The 15,699-nt window shown below is 74.9% G+C and carries 14 protein-coding genes; 4 read left to right on the top strand and 10 right to left on the bottom strand.

All coding sequences use genetic code 11. The features are described 5' to 3' along the window. Positions 1-140: 140 nt before the first annotated feature. From AB0E62_RS09680 to AB0E62_RS09670, 3 genes are all read right to left on the bottom strand, one after another. Positions 141-1,433, bottom strand: a complete 1,293-nt coding sequence (locus tag AB0E62_RS09680; protein ID WP_362190462.1) for a ribonuclease D — start codon at positions 1,431-1,433, stop codon at positions 141-143. A 147-nt stretch (positions 1,434-1,580) separates the two neighbouring features. Further along, entirely contained in the window at positions 1,581-2,240 is a 660-nt protein-coding gene (locus AB0E62_RS09675; RefSeq protein ID WP_030777669.1) for a response regulator transcription factor, read from the bottom strand. A gap of 280 nt (positions 2,241-2,520) precedes the next feature. After that, positions 2,521-3,195 carry a DUF3000 domain-containing protein gene (locus AB0E62_RS09670; protein WP_362190460.1) on the bottom strand — a complete coding sequence of 225 codons (675 nt, stop codon included), beginning with the start codon at positions 3,193-3,195 and terminating at the stop codon, positions 2,521-2,523. An 86-nt stretch (positions 3,196-3,281) separates the two neighbouring features. On the opposite strand from AB0E62_RS09670, the gene hemE reads away from it, so the two are divergent. After that, positions 3,282-4,349, top strand: a complete 1,068-nt coding sequence (hemE, locus tag AB0E62_RS09665) for a uroporphyrinogen decarboxylase (RefSeq protein WP_362190458.1) — start codon at positions 3,282-3,284, stop codon at positions 4,347-4,349. A 1-nt stretch (position 4,350) separates the two neighbouring features. Here the strand turns inward: hemE and AB0E62_RS09660 are convergent, their stop codons facing one another. The 3 genes from AB0E62_RS09660 to AB0E62_RS09650 are packed head-to-tail and all read right to left on the bottom strand — an operon-like array spanning position 4,351 to position 7,626. After that, a complete protein-coding gene (locus AB0E62_RS09660) occupies positions 4,351-5,175 on the bottom strand; it encodes a rhomboid family intramembrane serine protease (RefSeq protein WP_362190456.1) in 825 nt (274 codons plus the stop codon). A gap of 51 nt (positions 5,176-5,226) precedes the next feature. Further along, positions 5,227-6,609, bottom strand: a complete 1,383-nt coding sequence (locus AB0E62_RS09655) for an FAD-dependent oxidoreductase (RefSeq protein WP_362190454.1) — start codon at positions 6,607-6,609, stop codon at positions 5,227-5,229. A 27-nt stretch (positions 6,610-6,636) separates the two neighbouring features. Continuing rightward, entirely contained in the window at positions 6,637-7,626 is a 990-nt protein-coding gene (locus AB0E62_RS09650) for a DUF4349 domain-containing protein (protein WP_362190452.1), read from the bottom strand. A 149-nt stretch (positions 7,627-7,775) separates the two neighbouring features. Between AB0E62_RS09650 and hemG the strand changes: the two genes are divergently transcribed. Then, positions 7,776-9,227: a protoporphyrinogen oxidase gene (hemG, locus tag AB0E62_RS09645; protein WP_362190450.1), complete on the top strand. Its 1,452-nt coding sequence runs from the start codon at positions 7,776-7,778 to the stop codon at positions 9,225-9,227. Between the two features lie 5 nt (positions 9,228-9,232). After that, positions 9,233-9,964: a hydrogen peroxide-dependent heme synthase gene (hemQ, locus tag AB0E62_RS09640; RefSeq protein WP_030606901.1), complete on the top strand. Its 732-nt coding sequence runs from the start codon at positions 9,233-9,235 to the stop codon at positions 9,962-9,964. Positions 9,965-10,031: 67 nt separating this feature from the next. Here the strand turns inward: hemQ and AB0E62_RS09635 are convergent, their stop codons facing one another. The 3 genes from AB0E62_RS09635 to AB0E62_RS09625 all read right to left on the bottom strand — a co-directional run bounded on the left by AB0E62_RS09635 (position 10,032) and on the right by AB0E62_RS09625 (position 14,080). Beyond that, entirely contained in the window at positions 10,032-11,672 is a 1,641-nt protein-coding gene (locus AB0E62_RS09635) for an alpha/beta hydrolase (RefSeq protein WP_362190448.1), read from the bottom strand. A 160-nt stretch (positions 11,673-11,832) separates the two neighbouring features. Continuing rightward, positions 11,833-12,621: a TIGR04222 domain-containing membrane protein gene (locus AB0E62_RS09630; RefSeq protein ID WP_362190446.1), complete on the bottom strand. Its 789-nt coding sequence runs from the start codon at positions 12,619-12,621 to the stop codon at positions 11,833-11,835. A gap of 139 nt (positions 12,622-12,760) precedes the next feature. After that, the gene (locus AB0E62_RS09625) at positions 12,761-14,080 is read right to left on the bottom strand and encodes a DUF692 domain-containing protein (protein ID WP_362190444.1); all 1,320 of its coding nucleotides are present in this window, start codon (positions 14,078-14,080) and stop codon (positions 12,761-12,763) included. Positions 14,081-14,512: 432 nt separating this feature from the next. On the opposite strand from AB0E62_RS09625, the gene AB0E62_RS09620 reads away from it, so the two are divergent. Next, on the top strand, positions 14,513-14,647 hold the full coding sequence (locus AB0E62_RS09620) for a hypothetical protein (protein ID WP_362190442.1): 135 nt from the start codon (positions 14,513-14,515) through the stop codon (positions 14,645-14,647). A 218-nt stretch (positions 14,648-14,865) separates the two neighbouring features. Here the strand turns inward: AB0E62_RS09620 and AB0E62_RS09615 are convergent, their stop codons facing one another. Beyond that, the gene (locus AB0E62_RS09615; protein WP_362190440.1) at positions 14,866-15,588 is read right to left on the bottom strand and encodes a peptidyl-tRNA hydrolase; all 723 of its coding nucleotides are present in this window, start codon (positions 15,586-15,588) and stop codon (positions 14,866-14,868) included. Between the last annotated feature and the right edge of the window lie 111 nt (positions 15,589-15,699).

Genomic DNA, 15,699 nt, shown 5'->3' with positions numbered 1-15,699 from the left:
GGTGTCGCCGGTCCGCTGCGGCCTCTTCGGCACCCGCTGCCGTCCTCACATGCCGCGGCAGGATCTTGGCGTGATCTCGCCGTCCCTTTTCCGCTCCCGCGGCCCGGGCGGCGTCTACGGGCAGAGCACCTCGGCGCCGGCTAGGCGCCCTTCGCCGCCAGCGCGTCCACCAGTACCGGCGTCACCAGCCCGATCTGCCAGGGACGCGCACCGTGCCCGGCCAGCGCGGCCTCCACGGACGCGGTGTCCACCACCTTGGGCGGCTCCCAGCAGATCCTGCGGACCGTGTCCGGGGAGATCACGTTCTCCTGGGGCATGGCGAGCCGCTCGGCGAGGGAGGACACCCCGGCCCGCGCGGCGGACAGCCGGGCCGCCGCTGCCGGGTCCTTGTCGGCCCACGCCCGGGGCGGCGGCGGCCCCGCCACCGGCTGCCCCGGCTGCGGCAGCGCCGCCTCCGGCACCGCTTTGGCCCGGTCCACCGCGGCCTGCCACTGCTCCAGCTGCCGTCGGCCCATCCGGTGCCCGAAGCCGTTCAGCGCGGCGAGGGCGTGCACATGGCCGGGCAGGGCGAGCGCGGCCTCCACGATGGCCGCGTCGCTGAGCACCTTGCCCGGGGAGACGTCCCGGCGCTGGGCGATCCGGTCCCGGGTCTCCCACAGCTCGCGGACCACGGCGAGCTGCCGGCGCCGCCGCACCTTGTGCATCCCGGACGTACGGCGCCACGGGTCCTTGCGGGGCTCGGGCGGCGGCGCCGTCGCGATCGCGTCGAACTCCTGGAGCGCCCACTCCAGCTTGCCCTGCCGGTCCAGCTCCTTCTCCAGGGCGTCCCGCAGGTCGACGAGCAGCTCGACGTCGAGCGCGGCGTAGCGCAGCCACGGCTCGGGCAGCGGGCGGGTCGACCAGTCGACGGCGGAGTGGCCCTTCTCCAGGACGTAGCCGAGGACGCCCTCGACCATGGCGCCGAGGCCGACCCGGGGGAAGCCGGCCAGCCGCCCGGCCAGCTCGGTGTCGAACAGGCGGGCCGGGACCATGCCTATCTCGCGCAGGCAGGGCAGGTCCTGCGTGGCCGCGTGCAGCACCCACTCGGCGTCGGCCAGGGCCGCGCCGAGTCCGGACAGGTCGGGGCAGGCGACCGGGTCGACGAGCGCGGTCCCGGCGCCCTCGCGGCGCAGCTGCACCAGGTAGGCGCGCTGGCCGTAGCGGTAGCCGGAGGCGCGCTCGGCGTCCACGGCGACCGGGCCGGAGCCGGCGGCGAAGGCGGCCGTCACCCGGGCGAGGCCCGCCTCGTCGGCGATCACGGGCGGAATGCCCTCGCGGGGTTCGAGCAACGGAGTCGGCGCCCCCGTCACAGAAGATCCGGCGGCGTCGTCCGGAGGAGTGCCTCCGGTGGTGCGCAGGGAGCTGTCTGTTGCGGTGTCTTGGGCGTCGGTCACCTGTCAAGGGTATCCGTGCGCGCACGGCGCCCGTCGACGGAACGTTCCGTCGACGGGCGCGGCAGGGGCGTAAACCGGTCAGCGGCGGGCGGGGTCAGGGGCGGCGGGGGACAGGGGGGATTGCGCCGAAGGGGGCATCCGGTGGGCTCAGTGGATGATCCCGGTGCGCAGGGCGACGGCCACCATGCCGGCCCGGTCACCGGTGCCCAGCTTGCGGGCGATACGGGCCAGGTGGCTCTTGACGGTGAGGGCGGACAGGCCCATGGACACGCCGATCGCCTTGTTCGACTGGCCCTCCGCGACCAGCCGCAGCACCTCGACCTCGCGTCCGGACAGCTCCCGGTAGCCGCCCGGGTGGCTCGGGGCACCCGGGGGGCGGCGGTGCATCCGGGCGGCGGCGCCGAGGGGAGCGGCGCCGGGCCGGGTGGGCAGTCCGATGTTGGTGCGGGTGCCGGTGACGACGTAGCCCTTGACGCCGCCGGCCAGTGCGTTGCGGACCGCGCCGATGTCATCGGCGGCGGAGAGTGCCAGTCCGTTGGGCCAGCCCGCGGCCCGGGTCTCGGACAGCAGGGTGAGGCCGGAGCCGTCGGGGAGGTGGACGTCGGCGACGCAGATGTCGCGCGGGTTGCCGATGCGGGGACGAGCCTCCGCGATGGACGAGGCTTCGATGACATCGCGCACGCCCAGCGCCCACAGATGGCGGGTGACGGTGGAGCGGACGCGCGGATCGGCCACGACCACCATGGCGGTCGGCTTGTTCGGGCGGTAGGCGACCAGGCTTGCGGGTTGCTCAAGGAGAACGGACACCAGGCCTCCTGGGTGGGGGGACGGGGCCGGCTTGTGGGGATGAAGCCGGGACGAACCGTGCTTTCAAGGTCACAGTCGTCTTCGGCAGCAAACTCGTCCGCCTTTAGGGAGTGATCACGATCTAGTGAGTAACAATCCGTGCAATTCGGACACGCGATCGATCATCCGAAGATCGAGTCGGTTCGAGCGAGTGCGATTCGAGTACGGAAAGTGGCCGTATCGACAAAGAGATGGTCAATACGACATCGCGAGCGACCGCTCATGGGGACAATGCCCCGCCTCAGCGGGACTGCGGGCCCCGGCGCTGCGGCAGGGTCACCACCGACGCGTCCCCGGGGCCGGCCGGCGGCAGGCCCGCGACCTGCGCCAGCAGATCGCACCAGGAGACCAGGTGGGCGGCCGTGTCCGGCACCCCGCCCAGGCCCTCACGGGGCGTCCACGAGGCGCGGATCTCGATCTGCGAGGCGGCGGGCCGCTCCGCCAGCCCGCCGAAGTAGTGCGAGCCCGCCCGCGTGATCGTGCCGCTCGGCTCGCCGTAGGCCAGCCCCCGCGCCTGGAGCGCCCCGGTCAGCCACGACCAGCACACCTCCGGCAGCAGCGGATCGGCCGCCATCTCCGGCTCCAGCTCCGCCCGCACCAGCGTCACCAGCCGGAACGTGCCCCGCCACGCGTCGTGCCCGTCGGGGTCGTGCAGCAGCACCAGCCGCCCGTCGGCCAGCTCCTGCTCGCCGTCGACCACCACCGCCTCCAGCGCGTACGCGTACGGCGCGAGCCGCTGCGGGGCGGGGGTCGGCTCCACCTCGACCTGCGGCCGCGGCCGCGCCGCGCGCAGCGCGTCGACCGCGGCCCGGAACGCCGGCGGCAGCCCACCGCCGCCCCCCCGTCCCTGAGCGGTGTCCTCCGCGTCGTCCATTCCGTCAGCGCCGTCCGACAGTCGTCCCTGAGCCGCAGCCATGCGGGGAAGAGTAAGGGGAAGCGGGCCGTCGCGCAGGGCAAGACACCCCGCGCCGCCGGTCACCGGTGTCGTGCGAGACTTGCCCCGTGACCGCCAACGACACCTTCACGGGCCAGGCGCCCGCAGCCACGTACGACAGCGCGTTCCTCAAGGCGTGCCGGCGCGAACCCGTGCCGCACACCCCCGTGTGGTTCATGCGCCAGGCCGGCCGCTCCCTGCCCGAGTACCGCAAGGTCCGCGAGGGTGTCCCGATGCTGGAGTCCTGCACGCGGCCCGAGCTGGTCACCGAGATCACCCTCCAGCCGGTGCGCCGGCACGGCGTGGACGCGGCGATCTACTACAGCGACATCGTCGTCCCGCTGAAGGCCATCGGCATCGACCTGGACATCAAGCCCGGCGTCGGCCCGGTCGTCGACCAGCCCGTCCGCACCCGCGCCGACCTGGCCCGGCTGCGCGACCTCACCCCCGAGGACGTCGCGTACGTCACCGAGGCCGTCGGCCTGCTCACCCGTGAGCTGGGCGCCACCCCGCTGATCGGCTTCGCGGGCGCGCCGTTCACCCTCGCGAGCTACCTGGTCGAGGGCGGTCCCTCGCGCACGTACGAGAACGCCAAGGCCATGATGTACGGCGACCCCGAGCTGTGGGCCGACCTGCTGGACCGCCTCGCCGACATCACGGCCGCCTTCCTGAAGGTGCAGATCGAGGCCGGCGCCAGTGCCGTCCAGCTGTTCGACTCCTGGGCCGGCGCGCTGTCCCCCGCGGACTACCGCCGCTCGGTCATGCCGGCCTCCGTGAAGGTCTTCGACGCGGTCGCCGGGTACGGCGTCCCGCGCATCCACTTCGGCGTCGGCACCGGCGAGCTGCTGCCCCTCCTGGGCGAGGCCGGCGCGGACGTCGTCGGCGTCGACTGGCGCGTCCCGCTGGACGAGGCCGCCCGCCGCGTCGGCCCCGGCAAGGCGCTCCAGGGCAACCTGGACCCGACCGTGCTGTTCACGGGCAAGGACATCCTCGAGGCCAAGGCCCAGGAGGTGCTGGACGCCGCCGCCGGCCTGGAGGGGCACGTCTTCAACCTCGGCCACGGCGTCATGCCGAACACCGACCCGGACGCGCTGACCCGGCTCACGGAGTACGTGCACACCGCGAGCGCGCGCTGACTCACCAGGTGTGACGGGGCCGCGCGCGCCTGCCGAACAGCAGGCCGGGCGGCTCCGGCGGGGGCGGCGTGCCGGGCTTGAGCGGCCAGGCGAGCAGCATGCCCGCCACGAAGCCGACCACGTGCGCCGCGTACGCCACCGTGCCCGCCCCGGACACCCCGTGCCCGGAGGAGTACACCGCCTGGAGCCCGAACCAGAACCCGAGCACCAGCCAGGCGGGCAGCCTGAGCGGCAGGAAGACCAGGAACGGCACCAGCACCCACACCCTGGCCCGCGGATACAGCACCAGATAGGCGCCGAGCACCCCGGCGATCGCCCCGGACGCGCCGATCAGCGGGTCGGTGGAGGCGTCGTTGAGCAGCGCGAAGCCGTACCCGGCCGCGTAGCCGCACACCACGTAGAAGAGGAAGAAACGGATGTGGCCCATCCGGTCCTCGACGTTGTTGCCGAAGATCAGCAGGAACAGCATGTTCCCCAGCAGGTGCGGCCAGCCGCCGTGCAGGAACATCGCCGTGAACACCGACAGCGGCGGCGACTTGTCGTAACCGGGCGGCGCCACCACACAGCCCGGCCCGTGCGGGCCCACGCCGACGTCGCCCGTCGGCACCAGCCGGGGCAGCTGTCCGTGGACCAGCTCCCGGGGGACCGCCGCGTAGTGGTCCAGGAACGCCTGGAGGTCGCACAGCTGCGCCAGCCTGGTGCCGCCGGTCACGGAACCCGCCATGCCGGGCATGGTGACGAACACCAGCACGTTGGCGGCGATGAGCGCGTACGTCACCCAGGGGGTGCGGCGCACCGGATTCACGTCATGGACGGGGATGACCACACACCAGTAGTGCCCGCGATCCGGCCCGCCTATCAGCGCGCCCGCCGGGGGTCAGCCCGTCCGCACCTTCGAGGCGGCCTTGCGCGCGGCCACCAGAACCGGGTCCCACACCGGTGAGAACGGCGGGGCGTAGCCCAGGTCCAGGGCCGTCAGCTGCTCCACGGTCATCCGCGCGGTCAGCGCGACCGCCGCGATGTCCACCCGCTTCGCCGCCCCCTCCCGGCCGACGATCTGCACCCCCAGCAGCCGTCCCGTACGGCTCTCGGCGAGCATCTTCACCGTCATGGGCGCGGCCCCCGGGTAGTAGCCGGCCCGGCTGGTCGACTCGATGGTGACGGTCTCGAACCGCAGGCCCACCCGGCGGGCGTCCTTCTCCCGCAGGCCGGTGCGGGCGATCTCCAGGTCGCACACCTTGCTCACCGCCGTACCCACGACACCGGGGAAGGTGGCGTAGCCGCCGCCCGCGTTGGTGCCGATGACCTGGCCGTGTTTGTTGGCGTGGGTGCCGAGCGGAACGTACTGCTCCTGTCCGGAGACCAGGTTCAGCACCTCCACACAGTCGCCGCCCGCCCAGACGACCTCCTGCCCGCGCACCCGCATCGCGAGGTCGGTGAGCAGCCCGCCGTGCGCGCCGAGCGGCAGTCCGGCGGCCCGCGCGAGGGCGGTCTCCGGGCGGACGCCGATGCCCAGGATCACCACGTCCGCCGGGACCTCGGCGTCCCGCGTGGCCACCGCCCGCACCCGGCCGTCCGCGCCGGTGAGCACCTCGGTCACCTCGGCGTCGTTCACCATGGTGATGCCGAGGCCCTCCATGGCCCGGTGCACCAGCCGGCCCATGTCCGGGTCCAGCGTCGACATCGGCTCCCGGCCCCGGTTGACGACCGTCACCTCGAAGCCCCGGCGGATCAGCGCCTCGGCCATCTCCACCCCGATGTAGCCGGCGCCCACGACCACCGCCCGGCGGCCCCGGGTGCCGGTCAGGGTGTCCAGCAGCGCCTGCCCGTCGTCCAGCGTCTGCACCCCGTGCACCCCGGGGGCGTCCGCGCCGGGCAGGTCCGGGCGGACCGGCCGGGCACCGGTGGCGATGACCAGCTTGTCGTACGACGTCCAGGACTCGCTGCCGGAATCGACGTCCCGCGCGCGCACCCGCTGCCCGGCCACGTCGATCTCCGTGACCTCCGTGCGCATCCGCAGGTCGATGTCCCGCGCGCGGTGCTCCTCGGCCGTCCGCGCGATCAGCCGGTCCCGCTCCGGGACCTGGCCGCCCACCCAGTACGGGATGCCGCACGCCGAGAAGGAGGTGAAGTGCCCCCGCTCGAACGCCACGATCTCCAGTTCCCCGGGCTCCCGCAGCCGCCGCGCCTGCGACGCCGCGGACATGCCCGCGGCGTCGCCCCCGATCACGACCAGCCGTTCCCTGCCGCCGATGCTCATGGGAACACGCTACGGGGCACGGCCCGTTCAGCCCCCGTCACCCCCCGCGGCCCGCTCGGCGGAGCCCGGGGCCGGCCGGGCCGCCGGCAGCGGGCCGAGCGCGGTCATCGCGGGCACCGGCTCCGCGCGGCGCGGCAGCCGGGGCCGTACGACCCGCAGCCACAGCAGCGCGAGCAGCGCGACGAGAACCGCGAACGGCAGGGCGGCGCCGAGCCCGAGGGCGATCCAGCGCAGCACGGAGAGGCACGCGCGCCAGCCGCCCGCCAGCGCGTCCGTGAAGCCCGGCGCACCGTCACCGGACGCCTTCCGCACCGGGGTGCCGGACAGCGACAGGGTGATGGTGGCCAGTCCGGTCCGCTCCTTCAGGGACGCCTGCCGGGCCAGCAGTGCCTCCAGGTCGGCCTGACGGCTGCTCAGCTCACCCTCCAGCGAGACGACGTCACTCAGCCTGCCCGCCCCGTCCATCAGCGCGCGGATCCGGTCCACACTGGCCCGCTGCGACCTGATCCGGCTCGCCACGTCGACGACCTGGTCGGTGACGTCGACCGCCTTGGCCGTACGGTCCACCAGCCGGCCCGCGCCCGAAAGAGCGCCGAGGACCTCGTCGTAGCGTTCGGCGGGCACCCGCAGCACCACCCTGGTGCGCTCGTGGCCGTCCTCGCCCCGGCGCGTCGTCTCGTCGCCGACGTAGCCGCCCGCGTCCTCGGCGGCCGACCGGGCCGCCGCCAGGGCCTTGGGCACGTCCGCGACCTCGACGGTGAGGGACGCCGTCCGGACGACCGCGTCCGGGGCGGTCCGGGGCGTCCGGCTCCCGGGAACTCCGCCCTTGCCGCCGCCCTGGACCCGGGCCGCCGCGCCGCCGGGGGCACCGGCCCGCTCGGCCCCGCTGTCCGCCGCGGCCTTCGCGGAGTCACCGCCGCCGTCGCCCCCGCCGTCGCATCCGGCGAGCGCGAGGGAGGCGGCCAGCAGGACCCCGGCCAGGAGGCGGAGACGACGTGCGGTGCGTGGTATGCGCATGGGCGGTTACCCCCTGAGGGCTGTGGGCTGTGACGGTCCTGCGACGGGCGGGCGCGCCGGGACGTTCGACGGCGCCGGTCCCGATGCGGTAACGGTCCGCGCACCGGGCCCCGGCCGGAGTGTCCGTGGGGTCTGAGAGAGTGGAGGACATGAGCACAACGGGTAGGGGCCTGGGGCACGTCGTCGTCATCGGAGCCGGTATCGCCGGGCTGGCCGCCGCGCACCGGCTGCTGGGTCGGGGCGCGCGCGTGACCGTGCTGGAGGCCGGCGACCGGGTCGGCGGCAAGCTGCTGGCGGGCGAGATCGCCGGCGTGCGGGTCGACCTCGGCGCCGAGTCCATGCTGGCCCGCCGCCCCGAGGCGGTGACCCTCGCGCGCGAGGCGGGCCTCGGCGAGGCGCTCCAGCCGCCGGCCACCGCGACCGCCTCGCTCTGGACCCGGGGCGCCCTGCGGCCCATGCCCAAGGGCCATGTGATGGGCGTACCCGGCACCGCCGCCGCGCTCTGCGGCGTCCTGTCCGCCGAGGGTCTGGCCCGCATCGAGCGCGACGCCGACCTGCCCCGCACCGAGACCGGCGACGACGTGGCCGTCGGCGAGTACGTGGCGGCCCGGCTCGGCCGCGAGGTCGTCGACCGCCTCGTGGAACCCCTGCTGGGCGGGGTGTACGCGGGCGACGCCTACCGCATCTCGATGCGCTCGGCCGTCCCGCAGCTCTTCCAGGCCGCCCGCGCCCACACCTCCCTGACCGAGGGCGTCCGCGAGATCCAGGCGAAGGCCGCCGCACAGCCGCAGACCGGGCCGGTCTTCACGGGCATCGCCGGCGGCATCGGGCGGCTGCCGCTCGCGGTCGCCGCGTCGGTGCGCGCCCGCGGCGGCGAGATCCTGACCGGCACCCCCGCCGACGCACTGCGCCGGGAGCCGGACGGCTGGCGGATCACCGCGGGCGAGCGCGTGCTGCGCGCCGACGCGGTGGTGGTCGCCGTGCCCGCCCCGGCCGCCGCCCGGCTGCTGCGCGCCGAGTCCCCGGGGGCCGCCGCCGAGCTGGCCGCCGTCGAGTACGCCTCCATGGCCCTGGTCACCCTCGCCTACCGGCGCGCCGACGCGCGCCTGCCCGAGGGCAGCGGCTTCCTCGTGCCGCCCGTCGACGGCCGCACCATCAAGGCGTCCACCTTCGCCTCCCACAAGTGGGGCTGGATCGCCGAGCAGGACCCGGACGTGGTGGTGCTGCGCACCTCCGTGGGCCGCCACGGCGAGACGGAGATCCTCGGCCGGGACGACGCCGCCCTGGTGGAGGTCTCCCGGCACGACCTGCGGGAGGCCACCGGCCTGGACGCCGTCCCGCTGGAGACCAGGGTCACCCGCTGGACCGACGGCCTGCCCCAGTACCCCGTCGGGCACCACGCGCGCGTGGCCCGCGTCCGCGAGCACATCGCGAAGCTCCCGGGGCTCGCGGTGTGCGGCGCCCCGTACGACGGCGTCGGCATCCCGGCGTGCGTCGCGAGCGCCTGGGCCGCGGTGGACCAGCTGGCGGGCGACCGGAGCGGCGTCCGGGAGCTGACCGCCAACCCGGTGCAGAGCCTGCACGGCGGAGCGGGAGAATAGGGACCATGAGTGACGACGCCCCCACCACCGAGTCCGGCAGGATCCCGAACAAGGGCAAGCTGGCCAAGGACCTCAACGAGGTCATCCGCTACACCCTCTGGTCGGTCTTCAAGCTGAAGGACGCCCTGCCGGAGGACCGCGCGGGATACGCCGACGAGGTCCAGGAGCTGTTCGACCAGCTCGCCGCCAAGGACGTCACGGTCCGCGGCACCTACGACGTCTCCGGTCTGCGCGCCGACGCCGACCTCATGATCTGGTGGCACGCCGAGACCAGCGACCAGCTCCAGGAGGCGTACAACCTCTTCCGCCGCACCAGGCTGGGCCGCGCGCTGGAGCCGGTCTGGTCGAACATGGCGCTGCACCGCCCGGCCGAGTTCAACCGCTCGCACATCCCGGCGTTCCTCGCCGACGAGACGCCCCGGAACTACGTCAGCGTCTACCCGTTCGTGCGCTCCTACGACTGGTACCTGCTGCCCGACGAGGACCGCCGCCGGATGCTCGCCGACCACGGCAAGATGGCCCGCGGCTACCCGGACGTGCGCGCCAACACGGTCGCCTCGTTCTCCCTCGGCGACTACGAGTGGATCCTCGCCTTCGAGGCCGACGAGCTGTACCGCATCGTCGACCTCATGCGCCACCTGCGCGCCTCCGAGGCCCGCATGCACGTCCGGGAGGAAGTCCCGTTCTTCACGGGCCGCCGCAAGGACATCGGCGACCTGGTGGCGGGGCTGGCGTAGGACGCCCCCGAAGGCGCGCGACAGGCCCCACGACCCGCACCCGCCCGCCGGCCTGACAGGGCATCCCCTAGGCGCCCTCGTCAGGCCGGGCCGCCGGAGGCCGGCGCGGTGCGCACGACGCGTGCCGCGCCGGGACCCGCCCCTCCAGCAGGTACGCGTCCAGGTGCCCGTTGACGCAGGCGTTCGGGCCGCCCGCGATCCCGTGCGTCCCCGCGTCCCGCTCCGTCACCAGCACCGACCCGGCCAGCCGCCGGTTCATCGACAGCGCCCCCTGGTACGGCGCCGCCGCGTCCCGCTCGGCCGCCAGGATCAGCACCGGCGGCAGCTCGCCCGGCCCGGTCCGTACGTCCAGGGGCTGCTGCCGGGGCGCCGGCCAGTAGGCGCACGGCAGGTTCGTCCAGGCGTTGTCCCAGGTCTCGAAGGGCGCCACCCGGGCGAGGCGGGTGTTGTCGCGGTCCCACACCGCCCAGTCCGTCGGCCAGGGGGCGTCGTTGCACTCGACCGCGGTGTACACGGCCGAGGCGTTCTCCGCCTCGGCGGCCGTCTCCGGGCGCGGCGCGGCCAGCCGGACCAGCGGCTCAGGGTCGCCGTGCAGATAGGCCGACAGGGCCGCGGCCCGGCTCGGCCAGTGGTCCTCGTAGTACCCGGCGGTCAGGAACGCGTTCTGCAGCTGCCCGGGGCCCACCGTGCCGCCCGCCGGCTTCCCGGCCAGCCGCTCGCGCGCGGTGTCGTAGCTGCGCTGCACCCGCGCGGAGGTGGCGCCGAGCCGGTACACGTCGTCGTGCCGGGCGATCCACTCCCGGAAGTCCGCCCAGCGGTCCTCGAAGGCGGCCGACTGCTCCAGGTTGCTGCGGTACCAGATCTTCTCCGGATCCGGGTCCACCGCCGCGTCCAGCACCATGCGCCGTACGTGCGAGGGGAACATCGCCGCGTACAGCGCCCCGAAGTAGCTGCCGTACGAGGCGCCCAGGAAGGTCAGCCGGTCCTCGCCCAGCGCGGCCCGCAGCACGTCCAGGTCCCGGGCGTTGTTCAGCGAGGTGGAGAAGCGCAGCCGGCTCCCGGACCGCTGGGCGCAGCCGCGCGCGTACGCCTTGGCCCGCGCGATGCGCTCCCGCTTGTACGCCTCCGACGGGTGCACCGGCGCCGCGGTGGGCGCCTTGAGGAAGTGCCGGGGATCCTCGCAGGACAGCGGAGCCGAGCGGCCCACCCCGCGCGGGGCGTAACCGACCAGGTCGTAGACGGCGGCGATCCGCTGCCACCGCGGAAGCGTGCCGGCCAGCGGGAAGTACATGCCGGAGGCGCCGGGGCCGCCCGGGTTGAAGACCAGGGCGCCCTGCCGGGGGACCTTCCGCTTGCTGTTGCGCGGGTCCTTCTGGGTGGCCCGGGCCCGGCTGACGGTCAGCTCGATCTGTGTGCCGTCCGGGTGGGCGTAGTCCAGCGGGACGCGCACCGTGCCGCACCGCACAGCGGCCGGCGTCCCCGGCACCTCGGCCGCGGGGCACGGGCCGAAGTCGATGCCGGCCGTCCGGGCGCGGGCCGCGGCCACCGCGGTGCCGCGCAGCTCGGCCGCGCCGGCGGCGGCCGGGGCCTGCGGGGCATGCGGCGCGTGCGGGACCCGCGGGACGCCGGGTGTGCCGCCCGCCGGCGCCGCGGCCAGGGCGGTCAGCAGCAAGGACCCGGCGGCCGAGCAGAGGGCGGCAGCTTTCATCGCGTATCCCTTCGGTGCGCGGCGGCGATGGCACGGCTGCCACGGCCCGGCGCGAACACTTAGGGATATTTGGTACGGCTGTGGGGGGAAGGCAAGGACCGTCCGGCCGGTGTCGGCGCCAATGCCCCCTGTGCGCCCCCGGAGCTCCCCGTGCTTCCGGTCACTCGCGCCAGGGCTGGTCGCGGTGGGTGAAGGCGGCGCGCAGCTCCGGTTCGCCGATCGCGCGGATGCCCCGGACGGCGACGGAGGTGAGGAACGACCGCTCGTCCCCGGCCGGCTTCCCGGTCAGCGAGCGCAGCATCCGCTGCCCGGCCGGGGAGGCCCACGGCGAGTAGGGATGCACCTCGAACCGGGCGATGGCCAGGCAGCTCAGCGTCAGGACGAGCGGCAGCGCGAACCAGGCACCGACCAGCGGGCGCGGTGTCCCGGTGTCGCCGGGCAGCAGCAGGGCCGTGGTGCCGAGCACCGCCACGGCCAGCGCGGCGGCCCGCACCCGGCGGACGGCGGACCCCACCGTCGTGCCCGCGCCCTCGGGCACCGCGAGCCCCGCCCGCACCAGGCCGTCGGCCAGGCCGCGCACGGCCTCCGCGCCGGCGGTCCGCGCCCGTGCCGCCGCGATCCGCGACTGGCCCTCGGGCCCTATGGCTCCTATGACGGACTGTTCGATCTCGTCGCGGCCCCGCGGGTCCACGACCGTGGCCCAGCCGGTGTGCGCGAGCAGCAGCCGGCGCTGACGGGCCATGGAGACGAGGGTCACATCGGCGACCCGGGCGGGGCCGCCGGAGAGGAACGCCGCCTCGTACAGCGTCAGATCGCGCTCGCCGGCCGCCGGCGCGCCGGGTGCGTCCGCCGCGTCCGGTACGTCCGCGCGTACGGCCGCCAGGCAGAGGCGAGCGCAGGCCGTACCGGCGAAAGCCCAGGCCAGGAAGAGGAGAAGGACCCAGAACATGAGCTGTTTGTATGCCAGGGATCCGGGTCAGCACCATGCTCTGTTCACTATGCGGACGCACGGTCGCCGGTATGTGACGTTCCGTTTCCCGCGCCGGCCAGGGGCCGTTCGGGTCCGGCGCCCCCGGCCGGGCAGCGGCTCAGAGCGACCGGCCGGCGCGCCGTCGCAGCACCCGCCCCAAGGTCCCCCGCTTCCTGGGTGCCGGGCCCGCCCGGTCCAGCCACCACTGCCGCAGCGCGCGGCGGGCGCGGGCGTCCTCCGGCCGGCCCAGCTTCAGCAGGTGCCCGGCGAAGTCCAGCGCGTCCTGGCGGTAGCCGCCGCGCATCGGGCGCCGGCGGGCGTACTCCAGGAACGCCTCCCGGTAGTGCGCCCCGAGGATCACCGGCAGTTCGGGCGCCACCTTCGCCACCACACCGGCCCGCTTCGCCGCGAGGGCCCGCGCCTGCACCCCCATCCGGACGCGGTCGAACCCCTCCGGCAGCGGTGTCCCCGCCACCAGGGCCGACAGGACGGCGGTCTGCGCCACTCCGAGCCGCTCGCGGACCCCGGCCACCGGCCGCGCCAGCACCCCGACGCCTCCGCCCGTGTTGCCGACGGCGCCCCCCATCGCCGTACTCCCCGCCGTACGCCGCTGCGCGCGCCCGACCGCGACCGCCTCCCGGATGGACGCCAACTCCCGCGCCAGTTCCGCGGCTTCGGGGAAGTTCTCGTCCCGCTCCAGCAGGACGCCCGGCGGTGCGACCCGGGTGGCGAGGCCGGTCAGGATGTCGAGCACCGGCCGGGGCACGGGGTGCGCGTGGCTGTCGTGCCAGACGCCGTCGCGCTCGAAGCCGCCCGCCACATGGACGTAGGCGATCGCCTCCACCGGCAGCGCGGCCAGCGCCTCGGCCGGGTCCTCGCCCCGGTTGACGTGGTTGGTGTACAGGTTGGCCACGTCGATCAGCAGCCGCACCCCGGTCCGTTCGACCAGCTCGGACAGGAACTGCCCCTCCGTCAGCTCCTCGCCGGGCCAGGAGAACAGCGCGGCGATGTTCTCCAGCGCCAACGGCACCGGCAGCGCCTCCTGGGCGATGCGGACGTTCTCGCACAGCACGTCCAGCGCGTCCCGGGTGCGCGGCACCGGCAGCAGATGGCCGGCCTCCAGCCGCGGGGACGCGGTGAGCGCGCCGCCCGCCCGGACGAAGGCGATGTGCTCGGTGACCAGCGGGGAGCCGAGCGCCTCCGCCCGCTCGGCCAGCGCCGTCAGCCGCCCCGGATCGGGCCGGTCCGCGCCGCCGAGCCCGAGGGAGACGCCGTGCGGGACCACCGTCACCCCGCGCTCGCGCAGCCGCAGCAGCGACGGGGGGAGATGACCGGGGCAGACGTTCTCCGCCACGACCTCCACCCAGTCGATGCCCGCCATCGCCTCCACGGCGTCCGCGATCTCCGGCCGCCACCCGATCCCGGTCCCCAGCCGCATACTGCCTCCCCCTCCTCGGCCCGTGCTCGTGCGTCGAGTGAGGGGGATATGACCCCGCCCCACACCCACGAACCCCCGCCCTGACGCGTTCAGAGCAACATTTGAGCTTCGGGCGGCCGGGTCCGGACGGGACGAGGCGAGCGTACGTGGCGCTGTCGCGGACGTTCGCGCAGTGGGAAGACCCGGTCTCACGGAAGCGGCCCCGCCCTACCCTGGCAGTGACGAAGCTGCTCGGAGAGGCAAGGCCGTCATGACTCCAGGTGCTGCTCCGGACCCGCACGCCGGCCCGCTGAAGTTCGGCCAGAGGGCGCAGATCATCCGCGAGCGCGGTGGCATGACTCAGACACAGCTCGCGGACTTCATCGGCATCCCGCCGCACACTCTCCGGAAATCGAGACCGGACAGCAGCAGGCTCCTCGTCTGGACATGGTCATGCGCATCGCCGAAGCGTTGCGAGTCCGGGACCTCGCGGATCTGACGGGACGCCCCGACAGCCACGTCGCTCTCTTCGTCGGCCCCGGTCATCCCCGCCTGGCGGCCGTGCAGGCCGCCATCGCTTCCCGCTGACCAGCGGCATGGAACGTACCCGATCGACAAGCAGCCCCGTTGCGTTGCCTGCCCCGCCTCTCCATCGGCCTCGGAACTCGTCGCAACCGTGCGCTGGGAGGCCGGCTCCCCGCTTCCACCCCGGGTACGCCCACCTTCGGTGCATCACCGGAACGTCGAGCACCTGAGGGCCATCCGCCACGCCTGAGAGCCCGGACGGTGTGAAGCCGTGTGGTGGTTCAGGGCCGCCGCAGCGCCGGATGGTCCGCCACCACCGTGCAGGAGCCCGGTGCGATCTCCGTGAAGCCGGCGTCACGGACCACGGGGAGTCCGGAGGCGGTCAGCCGGGGCCAGTCGGCGGGGCCGGCCGTGCGGACGGCCAGGGGGAAGCCCGCCTCCCGCCACGCCGTGCGCTCCGCGTCGGACAGCGCCCACCAGGCCAGCTGGGCGCCGTGCCCGGCCTGGGCCATCGCCTTGCCGGCCGACATCTCCAGGTCCGGGTTGAGCCAGAGCACCGGCTGCTCCGGGCCGGCGGCGACGGGCGGCTCCGGGTCGTCCAGCTCGGTGCCCGACACCTGGAGCTTGGCCAGGTCCTTGGGCCAGCCGTCCAGCGGGACGGGCGGGAACACCCGGACCTCCGCCGACTTGCCGGTCAGCGTGATCCCGGGCAACGCCTCGGCCCGCCGCCACTCGGCGCCCCGGGCCCGCCGGACCACCTTGCGGATCCGCGCGTCCTCCCAGTCGCGCACCGCCTCGGCCCACTCCCCGTCGCCGTGCGCCCGCGCGTCACCGAGCAGCACGAGCACGGCCCGGGCGGCCGTCTCCAGCGCGTCGGTCCGGGCGGGCGGGGCGCTCCGCTCGATGCGTACGACGAGCGGCAGCACGTACTGCGGCGCCTCGTCACGGGGATCGGGCCCGGCGCGGAACGGGCGGGCACTGGAGGGGGCGGGATCGTGGCTCACGGGAGCCCAGCCTACGAACCCGCCGGCGCACCGATCAACGCGCGGTCCCCGTCAGGCCCGGGAGCCTGGCCGAAGAGTCACGGCCGGAGCCGGGGCCGCCGGGTCAGAATG

Origin of the sequence: Streptomyces sp. NPDC038707 (assembly GCF_040636485.1) — a bacterium.
In the GTDB taxonomy this organism is placed as follows: Bacteria; Actinomycetota; Actinomycetes; order Streptomycetales; family Streptomycetaceae; genus Streptomyces.
Note: the sequence above shows the minus strand (reverse complement) of the source record. Positions and strands in the feature narration are given on the sequence as shown.

Excerpts from the sequence above, each read along its gene's own strand:
- AB0E62_RS09670 (WP_362190460.1), bottom strand. The coding sequence starts at position 3,195 with ATGGCTGCGGCTCAGGGACGACTGTCGGACGGCGCTGACGGAATGGAC.
- AB0E62_RS09655 (WP_362190454.1), bottom strand. The coding sequence starts at position 6,609 with ATGAGCATCGGCGGCAGGGAACGGCTGGTCGTGATCGGGGGCGACGCC.
- AB0E62_RS09650 (WP_362190452.1), bottom strand. The coding sequence starts at position 7,626 with ATGCGCATACCACGCACCGCACGTCGTCTCCGCCTCCTGGCCGGGGTC.
- hemG (WP_362190450.1), top strand. The coding sequence starts at position 7,776 with ATGAGCACAACGGGTAGGGGCCTGGGGCACGTCGTCGTCATCGGAGCC.
- hemQ (WP_030606901.1), top strand. The coding sequence starts at position 9,233 with ATGAGTGACGACGCCCCCACCACCGAGTCCGGCAGGATCCCGAACAAG.
- AB0E62_RS09635 (WP_362190448.1), bottom strand. The coding sequence starts at position 11,672 with ATGAAAGCTGCCGCCCTCTGCTCGGCCGCCGGGTCCTTGCTGCTGACC.
- AB0E62_RS09630 (WP_362190446.1), bottom strand. The coding sequence starts at position 12,621 with ATGTTCTGGGTCCTTCTCCTCTTCCTGGCCTGGGCTTTCGCCGGTACG.
- AB0E62_RS09625 (WP_362190444.1), bottom strand. The coding sequence starts at position 14,080 with ATGCGGCTGGGGACCGGGATCGGGTGGCGGCCGGAGATCGCGGACGCC.
- AB0E62_RS09620 (WP_362190442.1), top strand. The coding sequence starts at position 14,513 with ATGCGCATCGCCGAAGCGTTGCGAGTCCGGGACCTCGCGGATCTGACG.